The following is an 11,733-nucleotide window of genomic DNA, read 5'->3' as shown; positions in this document are numbered from 1 at the left end:
CGAATATCTTTCACAAGCTGTTCTGCCGGGGCTTTCGCCGGCACGGATTTCTGTCTCATCTGCGCTCCTGAATGGGCTAAGATGAACCAGAAATCTCCCTTCAGAAAATACCCCGATTTGTCTCATGGGCGCTGACGCCGGACACTGCAGATAGTCGTCGTGGAGGGCTTTGTTGGCGCGTTCCGTCTCACTCAAAAGTTCGGCGAACAATTGCTGCGCGCGATGCTGGCCGCGCGCAGCGTTGACCGCGATAGCGCGGATCACCGCCTGCGCCATAGAGATCGTTACCTGGCGTTTGCCTTCTGTGACCTTGATGGCGCGATAGGCCTCGTCGAGGATGATTCCCTTGAGCCGCTCCTCGTTGAGCGCCGGACGCTTGTTGGGCGCGCCCTTCGGGCGGCCTTTCGGATTGCCCGAGCGGCCTGGCCGAAAGCGCGAGGCGACGGGCGGTTTACCATAGCCGACCTCGTAGCAGGCCGGCTCATGAGGCGGAGGAATGCGAGGCTTTCGATCGCGGGACATGCGCGTCAGCCTTGGCTCGGGCTCAACGCGCGCAAAGGCGCCGCGGTCGCAGGCCTGCCTTGGCTTCGAGCGCGTTTCAATCGCCGATGGTCGTGCGCCAAGCCGTTTGCCTCCGCCCCCGGGGAGCCAGCCTCCGTGTCGCCGTCGCTTTGGGTTGCGCTTGGGCCAACGGATGGATCGAGCGGTGCGCCGTCGTCATCGAGGGCGACGCCGTTCCAGGCCTGTCGGATGCGCCTGCAGACGACAAGTTCGGCCTCGTCCTTGGCGAAGTTCTCCCAGCGCGAGAGAATGCGGTCGCAGTAGATAGGGTCGAGCTCGCAGAGCCGCGCGCGCCGCCCCGTCTTGTGCGCCGCGATTAGCGTCGAGCCGGAGCCGCCGAAAAGATCAAGCACGATCGCGCCGCGGCGCGAGACGTCCTTGATGGCGTCGGTGATCATAGCGACCGGCTTGACGGTCGGATGCAGCGCAAGCTCGTCGAGGCGGCCGGCTTTCAGCGTGTTGACGCCGCGATACTCCCAGACATTGGTCCGATAGCGGCCGTGCTGGCCGAGGTCGAAACTGTTGAGATGAGGGGCGGATCCAATTCTTGAAGGCGAAGATCAGCTCGTGCCGAGACCTGTAGAAGGAGCCCATGCCGCCATTGTCCTTGACCCAGACGATCAGGTTCTTCAACTCGGCGTAGCGCGCCGCGCCAGCCTCCAATATCTCGCCCATGTGGCGCCAGTCCATGCAGATGAAATGGATCGAGCCGTCAAGGCTGTGCGCGACAAGGTTGGCGAAGGCGCAGGTTAAGAAAGCTATGAACTCGGTGCGGGTCATCTCACCGGACGCCATCGCGAACTCGCGGTGCCGGATTTTACCGAGGCCGCTGACGTTGCCTTCGATTGCAACGTTATAGGGTGGGTCCGTAAAGACCATCTCGGCCTTTTCGCCATCCATGAGATCGGCGACGACCGCAGAATCGAGCGCGTCGCCGCAAACGAGCCGATGCGGCCCCAGCCGCCAGATGTCGCCGGCTTGGCAACGCGACGGAACCGCGTCGGGCTCTGGAAGCCGATCCTCGGCCGGGTCGCCCGGCTCCGAAGGCGCAAGGCCCTCGATCAACTGGTCCACCTCGGCGATCGAAAAGCCGGTGAGGCCGATGTCAAAGTCGATGTTGGCCTCCATCAGCTCCTTCAGCTCCAGGGCGAGCAGCTCCTCATCCCAGCCGGCGTTGAGGGCCAGCTTATTGTCCGCTAGCACATAGGCCCGCTTTTCGGCTGCCGACATATGATCGACGCGCAGGCAAGGCGCCGTCGCCATGCCAAGCTCCCGCGCCGCCACGACTCGGCCATGCCCCGCCAGGATGCGGTTTTCGCCGTCGATCAGCACCGGGTTGGTGAAGCCGAAGCGCCGGATGCTTTCGGCGATCTGCCGGACTTGTTTGCGCGAGTGAACGCGAGCGTTGCGCGGCCAGGGCTGCAAAAGGTCGAGGGGAAGGGTTTCGAGGGCGCGGGCGGTCATGCGAGGGCCTCCAGGGCTGATTCGGGTTATCTGCCTTGAAAGTAAGATAATAAAAACCTTGCTGTCAATCCTGGGTGCATGTAAACGTCAGATCACACGAACAGTTCCTCCGATTGAGACCTCGCCATGAGCCTCGGCGCACGCCTCACCCGCCTCCGCCTCGAAAAAGGGGAAACGCTGCAGCAGGTCGCCGACGCCGTCGGCGTCTCCAAGGCGCATATCTGGGAGCTCGAGAAAGGGCGTACGGACAATCCGTCCATGGCCCTCGTCACGCGGCTCGCCGATCATTTTGGCCTGTCGCTCGCGACCCTGGTCGGAGAGGACCCCGCAGCCGACGACGCCGGACAAATTGGCCGCATGTTCCGGCAAGCGGGGGCGCTTGAACCGGACGACCTCGCGCTTCTCGACGAGATGATGCAGACTCTGCTCAAGCGACGCCGCAGGGGCGGGGCAGGGGGCGGCTGATCTTTGTGCTGGCGCTGGACCGCATGGCGATCGAGGAGGCGGGCCCGAACTGCGTGCGCCTCGCCGCCGAAATTCACGACCAGCTGCGGCACAAAGGCGGCGAGGTTCCGGTCGCCGCCATAGCCGCCGCGCTTGACGTAGTCGAGATCAAGGAAGCCCCGTTAAAGGGTTTCGAGGGCGCGCTGATCGCGCCCGACGACCGCAACTTTGGCGCTATCCTCATCAACAGCAACTCGTCGCTGAGCCGGCGACGGTTCACGCTCGCACATGAACTCGGGCATTTCCTTAATTGCTGGCACAGGCCAGAGGACCCCGCGGGGCGGTTCGCCTGCTCGCGAGCGGATTTGGCGACGAGGCGCCCAAAGTCGTCCGCTTCCGCCCCGCGCCGCGTCGTGCAGGAAGCCGAAGCCAACCGTTTCGCCATCGAACTGCTCGCCCCGCCGCGGTTGATTCGCCCCTATCTGCGCGGCGTTCCCGATCTCGCGAAGGTGCTTACTCTGTCGGATGAGCTCGGCCTCAGCCGCGAGGCCGGCGCCCGCCGTTACGTCGAGCTTCACGCCCAACCGTCCGTTTTGGTGTTCAGCGCCGCTGGCGTGGTCCGCTACGTCGAGAGGAGCCCCGCCTTTCCGTTCGTTTCGTGTCGTCCGGGGCAGCGATTGCCCCAGCTCCCGTCCCCGGCCGATGCGAGCGGCCTCTCCGCCCACGAGGAGGCCGACTCCCTCGATTGGTTGGCGCGACCCGGTCGCGGCGCCTTGATCGTTCAGACGCTGAGCCAGCGCAACGGCTACGCGATTACGCTGCTCGCCTTTGATGCGGCCGAATCCGGCGATGATGAGGAAGAGATCTGAGCCTTGGCCCTTGGGGCCGCAGCGCGTTCCTTTTTATCGCCGGCTCCGCCGTCGAACTCCAAACGGTCGTCATTCGCTGCGCATTCGCTGAAAACGCCGATCGCGTCCCTGTTGGGCCATTGTCTTTCCCTGATTGGCGCAAATTAATTCCCTGCTCCGTCGAGTAGGGAATTTGTCGAACAACGCCATGATTTTGCTAAGAAAAAGGACGATCGAATCCGTCGTCGCAAGGGCTGATTTCGACAATATCCCTGTATTTTCCCTGTAAACCAGGACCGGGTCGGCTGAGACCGGTTCGCACAGGACTGCGTCGTCCGCCACTTATAATACATAACTTATTGATTTTACACAAATAACGCTTCATTAATTAAGATTCAACCCACATTATATCCCACAGTCTGAATTGGATCTTATCGACTGTTGCGGTGATCGTATCCTGTTTCCTAAACCGTAGGTCAGGGGTTCGAATCCCTTCCGGGACGCCAATATTTTCAATGGGTTATACGATTTATTTTGCCGAAAGCGGATCGCCACATCGCAGCGAAAGCCACAACGTGTCAGACCGAAGCATGTTGCCGGCATCCTAAGATCGCGAATTCATTCATGCGTGATCGGGCTCATCTTCGATGCTATTTCCACAACGCGTTCAATGGGCGGGCTGTCCCGTTTTTTGTGACTGCACATAGTTCATAAACTGAGCAAAGGCCTTTTCCCGATCAAGCGGCGACAAGGTCTTAAGACGTGACGTTGCAGCATAATTTTCGATGAATCGCTCGAACGCCGCCTTCAGTTCTTCAGAAGAGTGGTTGGCTGACACTCCGTCGGTCTGCAAAGAGGCGACACTTTGATGCGCCGCCAGCCAGTCGGCCGCCGGCTTGAACCGCGTCCAGCTGGGAATTTCGGCGGAAAGGTTAATTTCGCTCCACTTAGGATGTCTGGCGGCGCTGTGGAACTGATCAATCTTCCCGAAGAACTCCTGCACGAATTTGGCGAGTTTTTTATACCGCTGGGAATCTTCCGGCCATGCATAGGCCACGAGCAACGCTCGATTCGCGACAGTCGGTACGGACTGCCCCTCGGCAATCAAATTCGGATACTCTTCATGCGTCAGCTCAGCCGGCAGATAATAGGAGGCTATCGCACTTAGATCATGATCAGGCAGGCTCTCATGGTCGAGGGACAGAAAGTGAAACTTGTCCTCCTTCTTTACTTTTGCCAAAGCGGCCTGCGGCGCGCCCGACAAAACAATCATTGCGGCGATGTCGCCGTCTTCCAATTTCTTGATCGCCTCATCGTTATCATAATTTGTCCGTTCAACATCGATTTTCAACGCATTGAAAATGACTTCGGCGCTGACCTCCGTCTGGCTCGCCCTGAGATTGAAATTTACCTTTTTGCCCCGCAAATCGTCATAGCTTCTTATCTCGTCCCTTGCGAGCACATGAAATTCCGAGTTGTAAAGTTTGGTGATATACTGAATCCGCTTCTCTATGTTCGCATACAGATACGGATCTTTTTTCTTAACCAGGCGGAGATTGTCTTCATCGACCACGCCCATGTCGATCCCCTTCAGAAACAACACATCGTCTACATTCTGAAGTCCACCGACGCCCAGGACCGGCAAAACGCGTAAACCGTTGGGCCGCAAATCGTTCACGACATTGCGTATGTCCTCTGCAAAGCGGGCGCATGTGCAGGAGAGACCAGAAACGACGACCGTGACTGCGATATCATTTGTCTCGCGCTTTTTTTGTTCATCGCCAACAAATCCTTTTTCGGCTTGTGCGCACTGGAATGGCGCCAGCAAAAAAAATAGACATATCAACGCATTTCTTGCCGATTTCCGCGCGACGTTCATTACGTTTTCCTCGCCTTGGCGATGTACAGGACTTCGTGAAATTTAATCTGCTTGCGACGCCGGTCGATCTGTCCTCGAACTGAAAGTGCCAAGACACGCGCCGCAGAGCATGTCACTCCGGTTTCCTCGCAAGCATTTCTAATCTTTGCGACGCATCCCGCGACCCGAGTGCTTTGGCTTTCTCATACCAGTGGCGAGCCATGGCTATGTCTGGAGATAAGCCATGCAATGAGAGTTTCTTCAGCGTTTCGGGATCGTAGGTCCCAGCGAGCGCCAAGGCTGCACGCTCATCTCCAGCCTCGGCTGCGCGCTGCAGAACCAATCGCGCTGCCGCAAAATCGCCGCTGGAGATCAAATCATTTCCCCGTTTGATCAACGCAGCGATTTCTTGGGGAGCGATTTGATGGATCGACGCACTTTGGGGGTTAGGCTCCGAGCCTTGCGCTTGGCTTTGCACACTAGAGCTCGGGACCTTTGCCTCCACCCATTTGAAGGGCAATCGCCGAGTCTCCGCTAAGTTTTGAATCAACGCCACAGTGACGACCATTGTCCCAACAAAATGAGGGGGGGGTAGAATAAGGGCATTTTCGATATCTCCCGCGTAGAGCCACCATTTGCCATCGCTTATCGGACGGCCGGTCGACAAGGTCGTTCCTTCCACTAGGCCTTCAATTATCAATATGGTGGATTCATCAGAATTGCGAACGGACACGCCCAGCGGAATGGCGGCGTCCATCGGCCGGGGGGGCGCCTCATTAACGAGTAGCTCTGGCGTCGCGACATTTACAGGCGCAGCCATTGCGCTACTCAAGAACAGCGACGAGACAATGCTCAATTCGCCGTTACTCTTGTTCGCCCCACTCGAGCACATCGCCCCGGGGTTGCCGACAAAAAGGAACGCAAGTCCCGCCGTCACCGCTATAGCCATCGTCGGACGCCCCAGAATCCCGAAGGGCGATCGAGCTCCCGGTTCAGGCAAAGTCTTCGAAGTGCGTATCGGCGCCAATGGACTCGGCTTACGAAAGCTTTCAAACGCCAAAATTTCACTGGAAGGGATGATATGTTGTTTGATCTTGTAAGGCGGATCGCCATGGAATTTGTCTGATCCTGTCAAGCGCGTATCCTACCCTGTTTCCCGAACGGTTTTCTCATTCCAATCGGGCGCATTAAACGAACGCTCGTCAGGGTCGATTGGTCGATTCCGTGTGCATTTTCTTAAGCGCTTTCAAATAGCCTAGGAATAGCTCTCTGATTGAATAGCCTTTTGCTTATTATAGATTATTACGGATATCCGGCACACCGCTTTCCCTAATTCCGGAAGCGCGGGGGGGCTAGCTCCCCTTAGTCACCTTGTCTTTGGTCACTTTGTACCATACGCCGAAAGTGGGCAGGAGGTATAAACAGCGCCAGACGACCAACTTGATGGCAACGCGGTCAAGCCGGTCTGCGCGCTCGACTCGCTCTTACAGCCAGAAGACCCATCGCGAAAGCGCAAGAGTCCACTATTCGTTCCCATAATTGCGATCCAATAGGGTTGGCCCGCAGATACTATCGCGCCTGGAATTGAAACAGCGTTCCAGGTTGCCGCTTTAAGCGCGGTGGCGCTACCTTGTGCAATCAACGCCCCGGGGTGACCTGCGGAATCGGCATAAAGCCCGGCAACCAATTTTGTCGCGGTTGATGAGGCGTCGAGATAGATCGAAAGAGATCCTACGGTTCCAGAAGCAATCGCTGTGGTCTGGAACGCCTCAGCCGTGCCCAAGCTATTGTCGTCAAGCTGAGACTCGACCTGCTGATCCCCCATGAGCACGTTAGGCGGCGGCGGCGGCGGCGAGGTTGATCCCTGCGCAAAAGCGCGGACGGTGCCGCCATCCGAAGCTCCAAAACCGTTCCAAGAGGCCGTATAAAGAACGCCATTTGCCACCATCGGCGCGACGAAGGTGGCGCCGCCGGCGATCGCGGAGCCGCTGTTCCAGATCTCACTCCCGCTTGTTGCGTCGTAAGCGTGGATGCTGCCATTGAGCCCCGATCCAACGAACACCACGCCATTGGCGACCGTTGGTGGCGACGGCGGCTGATTATCCGCTGTCAAAACATTAGTCCCGTCAACGCTCCAGGCCGCTTGAAGATTGCAACTCGGCGGTGAGCTTATAGTTAGGCCGACAACGCCTGCATTGATATGATGGCCCGCGCTGTCCGTGATGCCTGGCCCTCCGTCGGTAACGAACAGCATGTTCCCCGATGGCCAATAAGCCGGGACACCGGTTATGCCGCCCTTGCCGGGGCCGTCAAAGGCATCGTTGAGCGCGAGAGTCTGAAGGGGTGCAGCGTGTGCAAGCGTTTCGCTGTTCCTGGTTGAGAGGTCATCGGCCGTTAACAAATGGACATGTCCGTCTTTATTAACGGCCGCGGCGAGGGTCGGGCAGCCAGGCGGCTGATAAATTATGGGAGTTGCGCCAAAATCCATGTCGCAGGGACCAGGGTCTCCCGGACATGGGGATGGATGAGGCGGCTCAAACGAGCCGTTAAGCGCTAGACTGCTGCTTAAGGATAACATGCGGGCGGCGTAGGGCGTGTACCCTTCCGTAAGGTCCACCGCTGAAGTGGCCGCAAAGACGCGCCCCGTGGAGGGATCGACGGATACTCCGCCGTAGCCCCAAATTCCGCCTCCGCCATTTGGTACTTGAATGCTCGGCACCACCTTGAAAATATTCGCTATGACGGGCGGAACGGACGCCGTTGATTTCGATACATCAACCTGTATGACCCGTCCCCACCAAGGCTGTGTATCCGGCCCGTCGCTGGCTGTCACAATGTACAAATTGCTGCCAACCAAATTAAGTCCGCCCCAAACCCTGTTTGTTGCCACATTATCCGTGATCACCTGGACAGCGGGGCTGGCTGTCGTGCCGTCGGCGAGAGATAGAGTCCTGAGGGCGCCGTTGTCGGTCACGGCGTAAATGCGGCCAGCCACCCGATCGATCACGGGCGTTCCATTAATCCCAAAGCCGCCGGGAATACTTCCGGGGTTTGAGGGCGCTCCAAAATTCATTCTCCATAGCTGGGCGCCATTGCTTGCATCGAGCGCGTAGATCGAATTGCCGGCGGTCGCTACAACGATGAGATCATGCATCGCCCCAACAACCCGCGCCGCACTGACAAAAACAGGCTGCGCAGTCACCTTGCCGTCGACGACTGCCGACCATTGCAACGCAAGATTTTTTACGCTGGCAGGCGTGATAAGCGTCTCACCCGCTGCATTGCCACTGCGTTGCGGATCGTGACCGTAAGTTAGCCAGTCGCTGCCTGCAGGCGGCGGCGTTGATGAGTTCACGCTGAATGTTACCGGGACCGTTACGGGCGAACCTTGCGCGCCTGCTGCAGCGATCGTGATGTTTCCTGAGTAAGAGCCTGCCGCCAGTGCGCCAACTTTAGCAGAAACGAGCGTCGTCGCTGACGGAGGAGCCGATCCGCTGCCAGGAGAGATCGAAAGCCAGGCTGAATCGGATGTTGCAGAAAAAGTCAGGGCTCCGATGCCGGTATTATTGATGGTCAGAGATGTCGGTAGCGGATCGGAGCCTCCCGCAACCGCGGTAAAAATGAGCCCTGAAGGGGATACTGACAACACTGGCTGGCTAGCCGCCGCGCTGGACCCATATGCAGAAGCCGGCGAGCTGCTCCACACATTACCGGTGGACCACGTCAACGGTAATGTGGTGAGGTTCCTTTGGCTGCTGCTTTCAGATCGGCGGCCATTTTCGCCGCTGTCACGGAACGCCAGCGTCCCTGAACCTGATGGACCGAGAATTGCGATCCAATACGTGACGCCCGCGGTCACACTGGCGTTCGCCACAGGGATCGTGTTCCAGGTCGACGCCACCGGCGATGAAAGGGTCCCTTGTGTTAGCAGATTTCCAGGCGTCCCGTTTTTGTCAGCATAAAGTCCCACAACGATGTTTTTAGATTTCGAGATTGCATCGACGTAAACGGTAAGCGAAACGACAGTCCCCGACACAGAGGCCGTGACCATGAAAGCTTCCGCGGTGCCCGACGTGTTGGAATCGATCGACAACGCCGTCTGTTGTGCGCCAATCAGAATTGTCCCTGCCGCATGGACAGGCGACACGGCTATATTAATCAACGTTGCCGCTATGAGGAGAATAAAGCTTCCGCTGCCCGTTACAGGCCGCTTCGTCGATAACCACGACCATTTCATATCATCCCCCCTTCGGATTGGCTGATCCAGGGCCTCAGCCGTCCGCTAGTTGGACTAGGTCTTGAAGAGTTCTAAACTACAAATATGTCGCCGACAGATTTGAGGTTGGCGCGAGTCACAAGTATTCTGCGACTGTTTCAGTCTCCTGACAAGCCCATGAATTGATGGTGGTGTGCATGAAGGCTCACAAATATACGCTGTTATCGGACATATAAAGTTTATTTCTAATATTTCTACAATGCACCCTGGTGCTCAAGCGTTCTTATCCGTCTGACGCACGCCCATTCCAACGCCTTTTTTCGCTGTTAAACCTTAAGATTCAATCCTTGGCTGTTTATTGGCTTTTATCACCCTATAAACACTCGCCACACCAATTCCAAGCTTATCCGCTATAGCTTCTTTGGTAAGACCATCCGTGACCAGCGCACAAACTTCCGCAGCCTTTGCCCTAGCCGTAGGCTTTCGACCCAAATATTTTCCCGACGCTTTGGCTTTGACGATTCCTTCTCGTTGTCTTTCGAGCATAATCTCCCGCTCGAATTGAGCGATTGAGCCCAAAAGGTTGAGCATCAGCTTGCCCGTTGGCGTCGCGGTGTCCAACCCGAGGCCGAGGATGCGAAGCGCGACCTCCTTCTTTTTAAGCTTGGCTACGATCAGGCCGAGGTGCGCGACGGATCGAGCCAAGCGATCGAGTTTGGTTAAGCCTTGCGGCCACCCGTCCTTCATGATCCCATGGCTCCTGTTCCGACTGGAACGTGATCCAATTCGGGCGTTTGCGAAGGTGGTCGCCGCCATGCCGTCCGCGGAAGGGCCGCCGGTCAAGGCGCCCCGCGGGGCTCAATCCGTTGGGCCTCCTGCCGACAGCGCGCGGCTATTACCGCTACGCCGGGTCGTTGACTACGCCGCCCTGCAGCGAGACGGTCGAATGGATGATTCTGAAGCAGCCCCTCGAAGTCGACGCGCAGGACATCGAAGCCTTTGCCAAGCTCTATCCTCACAATGCGCGGCCGGTGCAGAAAATCAACCGCCGCTTCGTGCTCCGATTTGTTTGATGCACAACCGGTCGGCGCAACGTCAGGCAATTACAGTAGCGGGAGCCAGTTCCAACCACTTCAGTTTTCGAACAGCCGCGTGGGTTCGCCTGCGCGGCTTTTTTTTAGTCGGCCGGCGGCGGTCAGGCGGACGTTTCAGCATTGCCAGAAGCGCGAAACGGTTCCAGATTGGATTGAATAGACTGCCATCGGGGTATGACGGTTGAGATAATCTAAAATCCTTCGGGCTGAATTATTCCAGGGGGGCACTGTTATGGCCGATGACGATAACGACACCGATCCGCCGGTCGGCAAGATTTGGATCGACGAAAACACACCCACGAATCCGCCCGAGAGCGTTAAACGGTACGTAACGGTCGCTAGGCGAGGGAACGTCTCGACGCCGCAGCAGGATTACCCGGGCGAGGTGTCGACCAGTTTTCAGTTCGGTCTTCTGTGCAAGCTCTGGTCGTGGACGCCAATCATCGACAGCGCCGGCACGAAGGGCAAGCCGATCAAATATTTCAATTGCGCAATGGACCAAACCCGGCTGATTCCCGCACGCTGGAACCCGCAAAAGCCTCTGCCGGACAATGTGTTGGTGGGTCCCTACCTTGAGCAGATTCACGTGCGCATGGGCTTCTCCGATCCGCGCGCGATTTTGGCGGAAAGCCAGCCCGATACCGACCGGATCGGCGGATCTATATCTAGTTCAATTAGCCGCAGCTTCAGCGGCGGCTTCTTCGGGTACATCCCGACCGCCAGCGTCTCGGGGACTGTGTCGCACTCATCGACGGTTAGCATGCGGGATTTTGCGGTCACGAACAATTCGCTCCAGCATCACAGCGATCACATTGTCAGGCTGTCGATGCTGATTGGGCCGCAAGCCGGTCCCTACAAGGACTGGAGCAGCGTTCAAACCGGGGGCTGGTCATGGAACGCCAGCAACGACTCGCTGCCTGCGCTGGCGACCAGCGACGTTCCGTTGAACATGCAGGGCTTGTGGGAGTTACCTGGAGATTCGAACGACGTGCTGGACTTCGAGGTCTTGGTGGACTGCACCTTCGTCATGCTCCCGAACTGCCGGGAGGGCTGGGCGATCACATCGCCCGCCACTCGGTCGCCGCCGAGCGAAGTCGCGCAGCAGGCACAGAACCGATGGGGGGATCCCGATACTGTTCTCGACGTAAAAACGGAGTTTGACTGCCAATGGAGCCGGGTGATCAGCGTCCCCTTAAAGAATGCCGATCCGCGCTGAAAATCGCTAACGAAAAATGACAGGAGGCCGTC

Annotated in this window: 10 protein-coding genes and 1 pseudogene; 4 read left to right on the top strand and 7 right to left on the bottom strand. The window is 57.9% G+C overall.

From position 1 onward, the window contains the following. From BM177_RS07995 to BM177_RS07990, 3 genes are all read right to left on the bottom strand, one after another. Positions 1 to 522: DUF5681 domain-containing protein (locus BM177_RS07995; protein WP_244532201.1), on the bottom strand; the 522-nt coding region annotated here is incomplete at its 3' end. Between the two features lie 5 nt (positions 523 to 527). After that, positions 528 to 1,016 (bottom strand): DNA methyltransferase, encoded by a 489-nt coding sequence (locus BM177_RS20555; RefSeq protein WP_244532207.1) that lies wholly within the window; start codon positions 1,014 to 1,016, stop codon positions 528 to 530. After that, positions 907 to 2,025, bottom strand: coding sequence for a ParB N-terminal domain-containing protein (locus BM177_RS07990; RefSeq protein WP_244532200.1), 1,119 nt, complete (start codon positions 2,023 to 2,025; stop codon positions 907 to 909). Before BM177_RS07990 ends, BM177_RS20555 begins: the two co-directional genes overlap by 110 nt. A 126-nt stretch (positions 2,026 to 2,151) precedes the next feature. Here BM177_RS07990 and BM177_RS07985 point away from each other — a divergent pair, with 126 nt between their 5' ends. Both BM177_RS07985 and BM177_RS07980 read left to right on the top strand, forming a co-directional pair. Then, a complete protein-coding gene (locus tag BM177_RS07985) occupies positions 2,152 to 2,490 on the top strand; it encodes a helix-turn-helix domain-containing protein (protein WP_091680816.1) in 339 nt (112 codons plus the stop codon). A gap of 5 nt (positions 2,491 to 2,495) precedes the next feature. Continuing rightward, entirely contained in the window at positions 2,496 to 3,338 is an 843-nt protein-coding gene (locus BM177_RS07980) for an ImmA/IrrE family metallo-endopeptidase (RefSeq protein ID WP_139223559.1), read from the top strand. 646 nt (positions 3,339 to 3,984) lie between these two features. Here the strand turns inward: BM177_RS07980 and BM177_RS07975 are convergent. The 4 genes from BM177_RS07975 to BM177_RS07960 all read right to left on the bottom strand — a co-directional run bounded on the left by BM177_RS07975 (position 3,985) and on the right by BM177_RS07960 (position 10,138). Then, positions 3,985 to 5,196 carry a TAXI family TRAP transporter solute-binding subunit gene (locus BM177_RS07975; RefSeq protein WP_091680811.1) on the bottom strand — a complete coding sequence of 404 codons (1,212 nt, stop codon included), beginning with the start codon at positions 5,194 to 5,196 and terminating at the stop codon, positions 3,985 to 3,987. 112 nt (positions 5,197 to 5,308) lie between these two features. Beyond that, a complete protein-coding gene (locus tag BM177_RS07970; protein WP_139223558.1) occupies positions 5,309 to 6,310 on the bottom strand; it encodes an SEL1-like repeat protein in 1,002 nt (333 codons plus the stop codon). 246 nt (positions 6,311 to 6,556) lie between these two features. Continuing rightward, entirely contained in the window at positions 6,557 to 9,412 is a 2,856-nt protein-coding gene (locus BM177_RS07965; protein WP_091680805.1) for an outer membrane protein assembly factor BamB family protein, read from the bottom strand. A 312-nt stretch (positions 9,413 to 9,724) separates the two neighbouring features. Continuing rightward, positions 9,725 to 10,138: a recombinase family protein gene (locus BM177_RS07960; protein WP_210185891.1), complete on the bottom strand. Its 414-nt coding sequence runs from the start codon at positions 10,136 to 10,138 to the stop codon at positions 9,725 to 9,727. Between the two features lie 34 nt (positions 10,139 to 10,172). Between BM177_RS07960 and BM177_RS20550 the strand changes: the two are divergent. Further along, positions 10,173 to 10,464: pseudogene (locus tag BM177_RS20550) on the top strand (carbonic anhydrase family protein); the annotation flags it as partial. A gap of 253 nt (positions 10,465 to 10,717) precedes the next feature. Continuing rightward, positions 10,718 to 11,701: a hypothetical protein gene (locus BM177_RS07950; RefSeq protein WP_091680803.1), complete on the top strand. Its 984-nt coding sequence runs from the start codon at positions 10,718 to 10,720 to the stop codon at positions 11,699 to 11,701. Positions 11,702 to 11,733 lie beyond the last annotated feature (32 nt).

Source organism: Methylocapsa palsarum (genome assembly GCF_900114285.1).
Taxonomy (GTDB): domain Bacteria; phylum Pseudomonadota; class Alphaproteobacteria; order Rhizobiales; family Beijerinckiaceae; genus Methylocapsa; species Methylocapsa palsarum.
This window is presented reverse-complemented; position numbering and strand designations above follow the sequence as displayed.